The organism is Verrucomicrobiia bacterium, assembly GCA_035946615.1.
Classification (GTDB): domain Bacteria; phylum Verrucomicrobiota; class Verrucomicrobiia; order Limisphaerales; family UBA8199; genus DASYZB01.
Genome location: DASYZB010000084.1, coordinates 1 through 14,508, shown reverse-complemented (window position 1 = coordinate 14,508; position 14,508 = coordinate 1). Strand labels below are relative to the sequence as shown.

Sequence of the window (14,508 nt, the reverse complement as noted above, 5' to 3'; positions counted from 1 at the left end):
GCTCATGCGTAAAAGTCCCATCTTCGGTGCAGCGTTTGCATGCCTCGCGCTGCTGGCCGCCCAGAGCGGCCAGGCTCAACCTTATCAGAACGCCGTTCAGGCGCTCAATCCTGCGGGCTATTGGCCCCTCAACGAAACCGTCCAGCCCCCAGCCCCCCTCAACATTATAGCGACCAACATGGGCTCGCTGGGCCCCGCCGGTAATGGTTACTACGGCGCTTGGTATCAGCCCTCGGGCAGCTCCTTTTACATCACCAACAACATTTCTCAAGCAAACGGCATCACCTTCGCCAATGACGGCGACGTGGGATTAAACTGCCTCCAGCAGCCCGGCCAGTACGTCATCGTGCCCCGCAACACAAACGGCGTCCCGAATCCGGCCGTGACCCTTGTCCCCCCCTTTACGATTGAGGTGTGGGCCCAGTTTCAAGCCAATAACGGCGCCAATCGCACCCTGGTTAGCCAGGGCCAGGTACCCGTTATTGTGGGCGGTTCGGACCCCAGCAATCCCTACTACGGCGGCAAGACCACGGGCTGGGCAGGCTTCGCCCTGGGTCAGTATCAGGATTATGTGTATTTTAGTTGCTTCGCGACCAACGCAACTGGAAATAAGTCCTCCGAGTTGGACACCAGCGGCTATAATGCGCATGCGGGCTTTGCACTTGGCGAATGGGTTCATGTCGTTGCCACCTTTGACGGCAGCACCGAGCAAGTCTGGACCAACGGTGTCCTGGCCGGCACGAAGAACCTTTCTGCCAACGGAGCGGGTTTGAAGTATGTCCCTGACCCGACGACCCCGTTGATGATCGGCAACGGCAATGATGTCTCGGTTTCCTCCGGCATGAGTCCCTTCTCCGGCGTGCTGGACGAAGTTGCTATCTATCCTGAAGTTCTGCCACAGTCGAGCATTCAGGCCCACATCGAAACCGCCTATGGAACAAACGCTACCTACGGCAACGTTTATACCAACGCCGTGCTGGCTGATTCCCCGATTCTCTATTATCGACTGAATGATAAGATCAGTCCGGCCAACTCGGGCTACCCCAGCACGACCTTCCCGGCCGCCAGTAATCTCGGCACCCTGGGGGCCAGCGCCGGCGGGGTTTATCAGCCGGGCACTACGCCGGGCGTGGACGGCCCGCCTTACGCCGGGTTCGGGACCTCGACGAAGGCCGTCGCCTTGAACGGTTTTTACGGCGCAGTCGATATTGGCGGGGGGAATCTCCCGGCTGAATTAAACCCCACCAGCACAGCACCCCTGACAGTCGTAAGTTGGTTCCGCGCTAACCCAGCCGATTCTCCCGCTCGTTTCCAGGAAATCCTCGGCCACAGCGACAGTTCTTTCCGTTTTGGTTTGGGCCAGGGGGCTTCTGACATCCATTTCAACCCAGGTCCAGGACCCGAGTTGCAGTTCGCCAACCTTCCGGACGTTGCCACAAACGGTTTTGCCTTCAATGACGGCAAATGGCATATGGCCGCCGGCGTCTCGGATGGGACAAATGAATACCTTTACCTCGACGGCCTGCTCGCCAAGACCGCGGCAACGGCAAATGGCATCGATATTGTCGGTTCCACAAACGACCTGCTCTTGGGCGGCGATCCCCAATACACGGTCGCCAGCGCTTCCTCAGCAAATACCATCCGGAATTTTGACGGACAGGTCGCCCAGGTCGCCTTCTTTACCAATGCCCTGAGCGCAGCGCAGATTGGCCAGATTTATTCCGCTGCGGGCGTTCCTCCTTACATCACCCAGCAACCGGTGTCATTTACCAACAATGCCGGCTCGCCGGGCAGCCTGAGCGTCACCACCCGCGGCACGAGCGCCACTTACCAATGGTACCAAAACGGCTCCGCCATTTCCGGCGCCACAAGCTCGGGTTTGGCCTTTTCACCGCTCGTCCCGGCCAATGCCGGCAGCTACTACGTTATTGCCAACAGCACCTACGGCTCCGTGACGAGCACGGTCGCCCAGGTGTCGGTCTTCAGCACGCCGATCGTTCTCGAACAAAGCCCCACAACAATGCAGATTTTTGCCGGCGCCAGCCCCACGCTCCATGTCAATGCCGCGGGTCCTTCTCTCTCGTATGCTTGGACCTTCAACAGTTCCCCCATTAGTGGGGCGACCGCTTCGACCTACACCGTTGCCAATGCCCAAACCAGCGGCACCTATGGATGCACCGTGCAGAATTCGTATGGATCAACTCCCATCGCTGGTATCTCGATGACGGTACTTGCAGACCCCCTGGCCCGGTACCCAAGAACGGTTCTAAACGATCATCCGATGGATTATTTCCGCCTCGACGAAACGAGCGGCACGACCGCTTACGACTATGCCGGCGGCCTCAACGGCGCCTACACCAATGTGCTCCTCGGCCAGGCCGGTTATAGCACCAATGAACCCAGCCAATTGGCCGCTACCTTCGGCAGCTTGAACCCCGTGGATAGTTTCGTCGGCCAAGTCCCCTCGTATCTGAACTTTTCCACCCCAACCAACCAAAGCGCCGAATTCTCGATTGAAGGCTGGGTTAATGGAGGCTATGGCCAAAGCCTGGATGCGGGCATCATCACCCTGGGCTACGGCAACGGCGGCGAGCAGTTCAATCTTGATACCGGCGGCAAAGACCCGGCGCACGACTATCGCTTCTTCGTCCGGGACGCCGGCGGCAACGTCTATGCGGCGACGGCAAATAGCGCGCCCAATGACAATCAATGGCACCATGTCGTTGGCGTTTGCGACGAGCCTAATGGCTCGGTGCGACTCTACGTGGACGGGGTGCTGAGCGCCAGCACCAGCATCAAGACCAACGTCGGCTTGCTCGCCTCCAGCACCCCGCTGAGCATCGGGTCGCGCCAATCCGGGGCAGGCACGCCTCACGACAGCCAGTTCACTGGCAGCATCGACGATGTGGCAGTGTATAGTTACGCCCTGAGTTCCAGCCAGGTCCAGGCCCATTACTACGGCTCGGGCGTCGCTCCGCTCATCACTGTGCAACCCACCAATTCCGTCGTAAACGAAGACACCACTGCCCAGCTTTTCCTCGGTGTCTGAGGGACCCCGCCTTTGGCTTACCAATGGTATGATATGACCAGCGGTTCGCCTGTGGCGCTCGCAGGGCAGACCAATGCCACGCTGACGATCAGCAATATCAGCGTCAATGCCACCGGCGATTATTACGAAGCCGTCGTGACGAATCTCTATGGCCAGGCTACCAGCGTTGAGGCCCAGATATTTGTCGTGCAAGGGCCGCCGTTCATCGCGACGGACATCTCGCCCCTGACGGCTACAAACACCCAAGGCACGCCTATGACTTATACTGTCGTGCCCGGCGGCTCCGCCCCGTTCACTTATGTATGGACTGAGAACGGCTCGCCAATCCCGGGCGCCACCAACGCCAGCTTGACGGTCGGAACTCCCGTCGGCACCAACTATTTCATGGTCACCGTTAGCAATGCCCACGGCTCGGCCCCTTCAAGCACTGCTGAACTGGTCGGGCTTCCGGTCCCGACTCTCAACCCGGGCGATTACACGTATCATCTCAAGATCACCTTCGCCGGCTATGACCGCGGTGAAGCCTTGTTCAACTTCCCCTCCCTGGTCGAGATTGGCACCAATCTGCCCGGATTCTCCTACTCGCAATTAGCCTCGCCGGACGGCGGGGACATCCGGTTCACCGACTCGAGCGGCACGCGTGAGATTCCACACGAGATCGACGAGTGGCATCCGGACGGCGTTTCGTCCATCTGGGTCCGAGTGCCGTCATTGGCAACCAACACTGACAGCATTAACATGTATTGGGGCAACGCAGCGGCTACTACCCCGCTGGCCTGGACCACCAATGGCGAAGTCTGGGTCCCGGTCTCCGGCAGCGCTCCTTTCGATGTGGTTTATCACATGAAAGAAGGGGCACTGCCTTTTGCCGACAGCACGGCTCAGTTCCCGGCTCTGACCGGCGTTGCCCCGGCGGCTACCCCTGGCATTATTGGGACGGCTGGGCTGTTCTCGGGCGCTTCCTACCTCGATGCAGGTGTCGTCAACCTCGGTCAGGCCTTTACCCTCTCGGCTTGGGTGAATATCGACCCCACCGCCGCCAGCATCCAAACCACTTGGGCCAACCAACACGGGGGTTATGGCGCGCCCGGTTTCGCCTTGTTCGTCAATACCTACGGCAACACCGACCAGAAGATCGACTTCGCAAGCGGCGATGGCACCGCAGGCAACGAGGCGACAACCGCCGCTGGAACCGTCAGCTTCGGCCAATGGCATTTGCTCAGCGCCTCGGTGGACCTGAACGCAGGAAGCGTGCTGTTTTTTATGGACGGCGCCAATGTGCCAGGCAACACGGTCGCTGTGCCAACGCTTGCCAATGACGTCGATCTCTTCCTCGGTGCGTTCACAAACAACGCCCTTTATATGCACGGCGCTATCGATGAAGCCCGCGTTCAGAAGGGCACAAACTCCGTCAACTGGGCCTGGGCCAGTTACATGACCGTCGCCCAGAACAGCACGTTCGAGAATTATACCGGGCTCAGCAGTTCGGCCGTGGTTCTCAGCGGCCAGGGCTCGGGCCAGGCCCTCACTCTGAGCTGGCCTCAAGGCACACTCCAGTCGGCCAGCCAGGCCCAAGGACCTTATAACAATGTGCCCAATGCTACCTCGCCATGGCCCGTGCAGATGACCGGCCCGCAACAGTTCTTCCGCGTTCTAGTCAAGTAGAACCCGCCAACCTTTGGACCAGTTGAACTCAAGCGGCCGGGAAACAATTCCCGGCCGCTTTTTTACTCAGAGAGGGACGAGCTCCCGCAGGGCCGATATTGAAAGCGCGTTTTGAAAATGGACGGCTCCCGTTCCTCCTCGTCCTCGTCCTTCGTCCTCGATTTTCCAGTTTTTCGAGGACGAGGACGAATGGCGGCAATTCTATTTTTAAAACAGGCTCTGGGACCTGCCCTATTAGCGCAGGAGCTCGCCCCCCCGCGATCGGCGCTCGCATGTGCATTATTCACATAAATCGTATAGGATACTTCGATGATTGATCGTTTGTTGATTTCAAGGAGGGCAGGCCAGTTGCCCCAATCGCCGACGGGCCCGAGTACAAGTTGGCGTTTGGCAACCAAAGTATTCGCTCTCCTTTTTCTAACGCTCCCTTTGGCGCGCGCGGGAACACTCTCCGATCCCGCCGTGGACTCATACAACGTCCATGTCGGCACGCAGACCTTCGCCGGCCTGTACCAGTTCACCACAAACACGCTCCTGGTCGAAACCGCCCAGGCCATTGAGGGTTTGGGGAGCGACATCATCAAGGGCTATCTCGGAAGCGATTTTTCAAAGCAGTACCACATCAACTTGCCATCCAACGTGACGAATCTCTTGACGCTGGCACGCGACGAACCCTCCTGCCATCAGATGCTCGATATGCCCTTCCGCCATTTTGTCCTCTGGGCCTATCCCTTTGGCAATTCCTGGCCGTTCGACGGTTACTCCGCCAGCGAGGCCGCCGATGATTACAAGGAAATGTTCGACCTGACCTGTTACTTCCTGACCAACTACAACAACTCCGGCAAAACCTTTTACCTCGGCCATTGGGAGGGGGATTGGTACCTGCTGCCCAATTACAATACCTCGACCAATCCGAGCCCCATCGCCATTGAGGGCATGATTAACTGGCTCAATAACCGGCAAAAGGCCATTGATGATGCCAAAAAGGCCGTTCAATATACCAACGTCAACGTCTTTGGCTACGCCGAGGTCGTTCGCGTGCTCGACGCCCTGAGCGGCAACACAAATATCAACCAGCGCATGATCAACAAGGTCATTCCCTATGTCACGAATCTCGATTATCTCTCCTATTCCTCCTATGACGTGATGAACGCCAGCGCTGCCACATTGGATTCTGACCTCAATTTCATCGAGTCCAATCTGCCAACCAACAAGGCCAGCGTTGTGCCTGGCCAGCGCATTTGGATAGGCGAATATGGCTGGGGGGGAAGCTATTCGACCGCTGCCCAGGAGCCCCTTACCCGCGCGTACATCCAGCGCTTGCTCGCCTGGGGGCCTCTGCGTTTTATCCTGTTTTGGGAAATTTATGATAACGAAACCAACAAGAATTACTGTCTCATCGATTCCAACAATGTCAAAGTAGCTTCCTATTACCTCCACCAACGGTTCATCAACGATGCCCGCCTGCTCACTGCCCAGTTTAAAGAAACCCATGGCCAATTGCCCAATGATTCGGAATTCGCCTCGTTCACCATCCCCCTTTTGAACCAGCCCCTGCCGCCCCCCGTCCGCCTCAGCCTCTCCAATGCGCCGGCTCGACTCCTGGACCCGTCCTCCGCATCGGTTAGCGGCACGTTGGCCCAGGGAATTTATGGCGATGATCAGGCCGACGTCTGGGTTTTTTGGGGCCGCCAGGATGGTGGCGTCACGCGAGCAGCCTGGGAGCAGGGCCGGTTTTTGGGAGTAAACACCCACTTCAACCCGGCGACGTTCTCCACTGTCCTGACCAACCTCGTTCCTCAAACCAATTATTACTTCCGCTTTTATGCCACCAATTCCGCAGCGGAATCCTGGGCGCCCGCCTCCGCCTCTTTCACCACCAGCATCCTGAACCCGCAAGATTATGGGAGTCGCTTTCGGATTACTTTCTCCGGATATGCTCGGGGCGAGGCGCTTCTGAAATTTCCTGTGCTCGTGACTCTCAGCACTAATCTCCCCGGCTTTTCCTATCGCCATTTCGCTTCACCCACAGGCGGTGACCTGCGCTTTACCGATGCCGGCGGTCTGATGGTCATTCCCCATGAGATCGATGAATGGAACACCAACGGCGCCTCGTATGTTTGGGTCCAGGTACCCCAACTCTCAGGCCCAACAGACTTTATCTGGGCATATTGGGGCAATCCCCTGGCAGCCAGCCCCGAGGCTTCATCCACCAACGGCGCCGTGTGGTCCCCAGGTTATGACCTGGTGTGGCATCTCAAGGAGAATGGCTTCCCTTATGCCGATAGCGCCCAGCAACATCCGGCCCAAACCGGCGTTAAGCCCCTTTCCACTCCCGGCTTGGTCGGACGCGGGGTCCAGTTCGATGGGGTCTCCCAGTATCTGGACGCCGGCCCCGTCAACCTCGGCAGCGCTTTCACACTCTCGGCCTGGGTAAAACTCGACCCCGCAGCCACCAACATCCAGACCATCTGGGCTAATAAGCCCGGAGGCTATAACTCCCCCGGCTTCGCGCTGTTCGTCAATAGCTACCAGACTGCCGATGGAAAATTGACTCTTGAGACCGGTAACGGCACCCTCGGGCTGGCCGCTTCTACCACCAGCTATGCCGTTACGACTAACGGCTGGCACTACGTCGCCGCCGCCATTGATGAGGCCGCCGGCACAGCCCATCTCTACGTCGATGGGGCCGATGAGACCCAATCCGGCAGCATCCGCACCGATTTCCCCAACCAGACCGGCATCAACCTGGCTCGCTTTACCAACAGCTCCCTATACTGGCAAGGCGCCATGGACGAGGCCCGAATCCAGGCGGGGGCGTGCTCTTCCAATTGGGCATGGGCCAGTTGGATGACCGGCGCCGCCAATACGGGTTTGGCCACCTACTCCGCCATCAAACAACTGGCCCCCTTGTTGTCCCTGGTGGCCGGTAGCGGTAACATCGTCCTTCAATGGCCTGCCAGCGCTGTGGGCTTCACTCTTTACACTGCCACCAACCTCACCCCGCCCCTCAATTGGATGCCCGCGCCCATTCAACCAGTCCTTAGCAATAACCAATGGCAGACACAGATTCCTGCCGATACCAACGTTTCGGCTTTCTTCCGCCTGCAAGAGTGAAGGAGTCTGGCGGCCGAGCGTAGCGGAAACATGCAGAAAGAAACAAGAGGAAACGGAGATTCTGGATTCTGGAGATTCTTGAGGCACTTTTGTGGGCAACTGAGGCGCAAACGGGGCCTCACCATTCAGTGACCAGCCACAAGGGTGCAAGACACAGCTTTGGCTTCCTGTTCACGGCCTCCGTTTTTTCTGTTGTCTCCTGTTCAACCTGTCGGGAATCGAGAATCAAAATTCTAAAGTCTCCTGTCCCGGATCAGGACACCCGCCGCATCCTCCGAACCTCACCCTCTTTTTCCCGGTCCCGTTAAACGCGAGAAACGCCATTCCCATTCATTGTCCACCAAACTGGCATAAGCCTTGCAGTATTGAGTTTTTGCAGTTTCGGCGCTTGGAGCCTTTCGGGTGGTTGTTGCCGCAGTATCGGGCCAGGACCACACCGGCTCCCACGCCTGTCGCAACAATCGAATTTTTAATAGCGTGGCACCAGCATCACAAAGACGCCTGACGACCTTCACCCGAGTGGTCATCCTCACCGCTGTCTATTTCCTCGGCGGCCTCCTCGGCAAAGAATCCTCCTTCCTTTCGGGCAGCATCGCCCTGGTCTGGCCGCCCTCCGGCATCGCTTTGGCCGCCATCCTCCTGTTTGGCTACCGGTTTTGGCCCGGCGTCGCCCTCGGCGCGGTCATGTTTGCCCTTATGGACGGCGTGCCCCTGGGCTTTTTCACTTTCGGCACGGCTATTGGCAATACGATTGGCGCCATCGTTTGCACCTTCCTCCTTAAGAACCTGGCTTCCTTTGATAACCGCATGGAGCGCACCCGCGACGTAACAGCCTTCATCGGCTTGGCCGCCTTCCTCGGCACCACCGTCAACGCCACCTTTAACGTCGTCAGCCTTATCTATTCAGGCACCATCTCCTGGGATGCACTCTTCCCCAAAGTCCTCGAATGGTGGGTCCCCAACGCCCTCGCCGGCTTGGTCGTCGCCCCGTTCATTGTTGTCTGGGCCACCCCTGCCACTTTCCGCTGGAATCCCAAACTCATCGCTGAGGCCGTTATTTGCGCAACCGGCCTGGTGCTCGGGACCCTCATCTCCTTTGATTCGTGGTTCGTTTATGGCATCCAGAACTACCCGTTAGCCTATCTGCCCTTCCCCTTCCTGGTCTGGGGGGCCTTGCGCTTCGGCCAGCGCGGCGCCACCACCGGCACCTTGCTCGTCACTGGCCTGGCCATTTATTCCCTCTTGCAGCGGCGCGGCCCCTTCCTGGCCAATACCGAGGCCGACAGCTTGATGCTCATCGGCAGTTATATCGGAATTCTAGCCGTTACTAACATGCTCCTGGCTGCCGCCGCTGCCGAGCGCCGCACCGCCGAACGCGCCGTCGCCGCCAGCGAAAAACGCTTCCGCGCCGTTGTTGAGGACCAAACGGACCTCATCTGCCGTTTCACCCCAGACGGCGCCCTGACCTTCGTTAATGGCGCCTACTGCCGGTTTCGCGGCAAAACCCGCGAACAACTCCTGGGCTCCAATTTCTTTCACACCCTCTCTTCCCAGGACGCCGATGTGCCCCTCAGCCACTTCAACTCCCTGCCCAAGGAAAAGCCCGTTATCACTTTCGACCACCGCCTCACCGGCCCGGACAGCCAGGTCACCTGGCAACAATATACCGTTCGGCGCCTCTTCGCCGAACAAGGCGATACGTTTGAATTTCAGGCCGTCATCCAGGACATCTCCCATCGCAAACGGGCCGAAGATGCCCTTCAGCACGCCAAAGAAGCCGCCGAAGCCGCCAACCGCGCCAAGAGCCAGTTCCTGGCCAATATGAGCCACGAACTGCGCACCCCCCTCAACGCTATCATCGGCTTCTCAGAAATCCTCGCCGATAAAACCTTCGGCGAACTCAACCCCCGCCAGGTCAAATACTCCAACCACATCCTCACCAGCGGGCGCCATCTGCTCCAGCTTATCAATGACATCCTGGACCTCTCCAAAGTCGAGGCTGGCCGTGTCGAGCTTTCTCGAACCCTCTTCAGCGTCCCGCAAGCCCTGCAAAACGTCCACGCCATCGTCAAAACTCTCGCTTACAAAAAATCCATTATCCTCGATGTCCAGACCGCCCCCGACCTGCCGCCCCTCTTTGCCGATGAAGCCAAGCTCAAGCAGATCATGTACAACCTGCTCAGCAACGCCATTAAATTCACCCCCGACCATGGCCGCGTCACCATTACCGCCGCTCGCCACACTGCCGATGCGCCAGCTAACGGGTCATCGCACATGGCTAATGCCGGCGACTGCCTCATCGTCTCCGTCACCGATACCGGCATCGGCATCCATCCCAAGGACCAGCAGCGCATCTTCGTCGAATTCGAGCAGGTCGATTCCTCCTATGGCCGCCAGCAGCAGGGCACCGGCCTGGGTTTGGCTTTGACCAAGAGGCTCATTGAACTCCATGGCGGTCGCGTTTGGGTCGAGAGCGAAGGCATCGAGGGGCGCGGCAGCTCCTTTAGCTTTTTCATCCCCTTCAAAGAACCTCCCCCTGATTTAACCGTCGAATCCCACCCGGCCAGCAATCTCCACCGCCAGGGTGACACCGGCTTTATTAAGAAAGATGCCAACGCACAACCATCGAGTATTGGTGATCGAGGACAACCAGTTGAATCTGGAGCTGGCCACTGATCTCCTCGAAGCCTACGGGTTCACGGTCTTTCAGGCCCACTCGGCCGAGGAAGGCCTCCAGTTGGCCCGCGCCGCCATGCCCGACATCGTCCTCATGGACCTCGGCCTCCCCGGCCTCGATGGCCTCTCCGCCACTCAAAACCTCAAATCCGACCCCGCCACCGCTCACATCTCTGTCGTCGCCCTCACCGCTCACGCCATGCGCGGGGATGACCACCTCGCCGCCGCCGCCGGCTGCGATGGCTACTTTACCAAACCTATCGACACACGCACCTTCGCCGGGCGCGTCGGCGAGTTCATCGCCGCTGCCCAAGCCCGGCGAACATCGCCTGTCAGCAATGTCCAACTCTCCCATTAATCACCATGGAAACCACTGCCCTCAACGAAAAACCTGGTATCGCCCTGCCTCAGCGCGGGTTAGGCCGTGTCCTTCTCGTCGATGACGAGGAGCCCAACCGGATTCTCCTGCGCGATTCCCTCGCTCTTCGCGGTTACGAAGTCCTCGAAGCCGACTCCAGTCTCCAGGCCCTGCGCCTCATCGCCACCTCACCCCCCGATGCCATCCTCCTGGATGTCATGATGCCCGGCATGGATGGCTTCCAGCTCTGCCGCCGCCTCAAACGCGACCGCCAGACCGCCCCCATCCCAATCCTCATGATTACCGCCCTCTCCGCGCGTAAAGAGCGCCTGATGGGCATCGAAGCGGGCGCTAACGATTTCCTGGCCAAGCCGGTCGATATGCAGGACCTGATCCTGCGCGTCGCCAACGCCGTCTATGCCAAACATCTCTTCGACAAGCTCCAGTTCGAACGTGAAAATTCCGAGCGCCTCTTGCTCAACATCCTCCCGCGCCCCATCGCCGAGCGCATGAAAAAGGGCCAGACCTCCATCGCCGATCATCACCCGGACGTCACCGTCCTGCTCGCCGACCTCGTCGGCTTCACCGCCTTGACCTCGCACGTTGCCCCCGAGGAAATCGTTTCCCTCCTCAACGAAATCTTTTCCACCTTCGATCTGCTGGCCGAAAAACATCGCCTCGAAAAAATCAAAACCATGGGCGACGCCTACATGGTTGCCGCGGGCTTGCCCTCGCCGCGCCCCGACCATGCCGAGGCCGTCGCGCAGTTCGCCCTGGAATTGCGGCTGGCCCTCGAAGAATTCAATACCCAATACGATACCTCCATCCAAATCCGAATCGGGTTCAATGCCGGCCCGGTCATTGCGGGCGTGATTGGGCGCAAAAAGTTCGCCTATGATTTGTGGGGTGATACCGTCAACGTGGCCTGCCGCCTCGAATCCATGGCCCAGCCCGGCAGCATCCAGGTCTCCCAGGCCACCTCCCAGCGCCTCAAGGGCCTCTTCCGCTTTGATAACCAACGCGCCTTGGACGTAAAAGGCTGCGGCCCCATGGTGGTCTGCAACCTTGTCGGACGCGCATCGGAGGGGTGAGTTCCGCGAGTCCCCAAGCCAGGGGACCGGCTGTCCCGGAGGGACATCCGACAATAGCCCAACGCTTCAGCGTTGGGGGTGATGCTGCAGCCCTTAGTCCCGGAGGGACGGCTGAAGCTGGGTTTCACATTAATTCTACGCAGTTGGCGATATTCCCTAACGGAATGACATTGCGTTGAAACCAAGCATGCAACGGGAACAAGGCGAAAAACCAAGGGCCAGATTGAGAACTATGGACGATTGGGCAGCCGTAACCAACCTGCGGGTGTTCGTGGTGAAGCGATGAAATAATGCCCATTGGTCACTGTCAGAGAGAGCCGCTGCCTGGTGTGCCCAAGAATGTTTTGCTGGATGATTTCCACGGCGCTTTCCCCTGCCTCCGTCACGATGCCGACGTGCCCATATTTCGTGTCGGTGAACACCACGAGGTCATCGGGCCGCGGTCTGTCAGTTGAGCCATTGCGGTATTGAACCAAACCACGTCGCCCATTCAATCCACCATCAGGCACCGCCTCATCGAAAAAGCTCCTCGCGTGTCCCATCACATCCGGCATTTTGTGGTGTTTGGCAATGTAGTAAAAGCGTTTGACGAACTCCACGCATTGCCACTTCTGGCCGAAGTAATAACCATCGGGCGCATAATTCCTGCCGTGACTACGGAAGAAAAGCACGCCGTTATCGAAAACTGGAATTCCATGCCAGTGACCACGTCAACCGGGCGAATAGTGCATCGGGTTTTATCCCAGGCACGTTGAATTGACATCGCTTTTAAGCGCGGCGAGATTTATCTCCGAAAAGGACCCTCGCCCGCCACTAACCGGGCGGGGGCGCCTCGGGTGTTGGAAAAACTTGAATGGGAAGCAGCGTGTACAGGGAGGTGCAGCAAACATCGATGAATGCTGAGGGGGCCGGACTCCTCAGCGAATTCGATCTGCACCTCTTTAATGAAGGGACTCACGTGCAACTTCACGAAAAACTCGACGCCCAGCCGGTTGCGGTGAATGGAACGGAGGGCACTCACTTCGCCGTGTGGGCGCCTAACGCGCAGCGTGTCTTTGTTGCGGGAGATTTCAACGGCTGGAACAACCGCACTCACCCGCTCGGGCCCTTAGGCCAAAGCGGCATTTGGTCAGGATTCATCCCGCACGCCGGCCCCGGCGCGGCTTACCGCTACCATCTCATTTCGCGGCATCACGGCTATGAGCTGGACCGATTTGACCCGCTCGGTTTCCGTCAAAAAAACAGCCGCAGCAGGCCTCGTTAGTTTGCAACCTGGACTATCAGTGGCAGGACCAGGATTGGATGGCCCACCGGCTTCAGCGCCATCAAACCGAATCACCTCTGGCATTTTATCAAGTGGACCTCGCCTCCTGGATGCGCGTGCCAGAGGAAGGCAATCGTCCCCTGACCTACCGCGAATTAGCCCCCAAACTAGCTGACTACGCCATGCGAATGGGCTTTACCCATCTCCAGTTGATGCCCGTCATGGAGCATCCACCCGGACACCCCTACCAGATCACGGGCTATTTTGCCCCAGACAGCCGCCACGGGGCGCCGCAGGATTTGATGTATCTGATCGATCATCTCCACCAACACGTTATCGGCGTCATCCTGGATTGGGTCCCTGCCCATTTCCCCGCCGAGGAGCCGGGCCTGGCTTATTTTGACGGGACGCAGTTATATGAACGGGGTTTTTGCCGGCTGGCTTTGGCAGAAGACCCCGGCGCGTGCAGCTTCGATTACGAGCGCGGGCAGGTGCGCAGTTTTATTTTGAGCAACGCCCTGTTCTGGCTGGAAAAGTACCATGCGGATGGGTTGCGACTCGACTCGCTGGAGGTCATGCTCTTTCTCGATTTCGCCCTGCAAAGCGGCCAATGGGTCCCCAATCCCCATGGTGGACGCGAGAACCTGGCGGGCCTGGATTTCCTCAAGCGCTTAAACACCGAGGTCAGCCAGCGCTTCCCGGATGTCCTGCGCATAGCTCAGGAAACCACCGCCTGGCCCATGCTCACTCATCCTGCTCAGAGCGGCGGCGCAGGGTTTAGTTCTAAATGGGACCAGCATTTTATCGACCAGACACTCGATTACTTCAGTCACGAGCCTTGTTACCGCAAGTTTCACCACAATAAATTGACCCAGCGCGCCGGCGATGTCTTTAGCGAGCGCTTTGTGCTGCCGCTATCGCACCAACTCGTCCTGCCAGGCCACAATTCGATTCTGGCCAGAATGCCAGGAGACGAGTGGCAACGCTTTGCCAATGTGCGGCTCCTGCTGAGCTATCTCTATCTAGAGCCTGTCCCAAAAGCGGGGTTTTTGGCGATGATGGAAATGCAACTAATGAATGTATTCGTAATGATAAGCTACACTAGGCATCAGTGCCAATTCACCTCGTTAGCATGTCGAAATCCGCTTGTCCAGTACACACCGCGCGGGTGATTACTGCGCCGGAAAAATCCTTTCGGCGGGGTTCAGGCCGCCTCTGACTCTGCCTGTGCCATTTCCGCTGGCTGGAGCCGCGCCAGCACCCAGAGGTTATGCACCAAGACCGTCCA

The 14,508-nt window shown here is 58.5% G+C and carries 9 protein-coding genes; 8 read left to right on the top strand and 1 reads right to left on the bottom strand.

The annotated features are described in order from the left end of the window. The first annotated feature begins 4 nt into the window (after positions 1 to 4). The 6 genes from VG146_12200 (at position 5) to VG146_12175 (ending at position 11,956) form a co-directional block, all read left to right on the top strand. The gene (locus VG146_12200; protein ID HEV2393110.1) at positions 5 to 3,049 is read left to right on the top strand and encodes a LamG-like jellyroll fold domain-containing protein; all 3,045 of its coding nucleotides are present in this window, start codon (positions 5 to 7) and stop codon (positions 3,047 to 3,049) included. A gap of 12 nt (positions 3,050 to 3,061) precedes the next feature. Then, entirely contained in the window at positions 3,062 to 4,714 is a 1,653-nt protein-coding gene (locus VG146_12195) for a DUF2341 domain-containing protein (protein ID HEV2393109.1), read from the top strand. A gap of 387 nt (positions 4,715 to 5,101) precedes the next feature. After that, positions 5,102 to 7,831, top strand: a complete 2,730-nt coding sequence (locus tag VG146_12190) for a DUF2341 domain-containing protein (protein HEV2393108.1) — start codon at positions 5,102 to 5,104, stop codon at positions 7,829 to 7,831. A gap of 477 nt (positions 7,832 to 8,308) precedes the next feature. Beyond that, positions 8,309 to 10,507, top strand: a complete 2,199-nt coding sequence (locus VG146_12185; GenBank protein HEV2393107.1) for an MASE1 domain-containing protein — start codon at positions 8,309 to 8,311, stop codon at positions 10,505 to 10,507. Next, positions 10,467 to 10,865, top strand: coding sequence for a response regulator (locus tag VG146_12180; protein ID HEV2393106.1), 399 nt, complete (start codon positions 10,467 to 10,469; stop codon positions 10,863 to 10,865). Before VG146_12185 ends, VG146_12180 begins: the two co-directional genes overlap by 41 nt. A 5-nt stretch (positions 10,866 to 10,870) precedes the next feature. Then, entirely contained in the window at positions 10,871 to 11,956 is a 1,086-nt protein-coding gene (locus tag VG146_12175) for an adenylate/guanylate cyclase domain-containing protein (protein HEV2393105.1), read from the top strand. Positions 11,957 to 12,186: 230 nt separating this feature from the next. On the opposite strand, the gene VG146_12170 is transcribed toward VG146_12175, so the two are convergent. Beyond that, positions 12,187 to 12,627 (bottom strand): CHAP domain-containing protein, encoded by a 441-nt coding sequence (locus VG146_12170; protein HEV2393104.1) that lies wholly within the window; start codon positions 12,625 to 12,627, stop codon positions 12,187 to 12,189. A 182-nt stretch (positions 12,628 to 12,809) separates the two neighbouring features. Between VG146_12170 and VG146_12165 the strand changes: the two genes are divergently transcribed. Together VG146_12165 and VG146_12160 are read left to right on the top strand one after the other, a co-directional pair. Beyond that, complete coding sequence (locus VG146_12165; GenBank protein ID HEV2393103.1) at positions 12,810 to 13,220, top strand: hypothetical protein; 411 nt, start codon at positions 12,810 to 12,812, stop codon at positions 13,218 to 13,220. 38 nt (positions 13,221 to 13,258) lie between these two features. After that, positions 13,259 to 14,392: an alpha-amylase family glycosyl hydrolase gene (locus VG146_12160; protein HEV2393102.1), complete on the top strand. Its 1,134-nt coding sequence runs from the start codon at positions 13,259 to 13,261 to the stop codon at positions 14,390 to 14,392. Positions 14,393 to 14,508 lie beyond the last annotated feature (116 nt).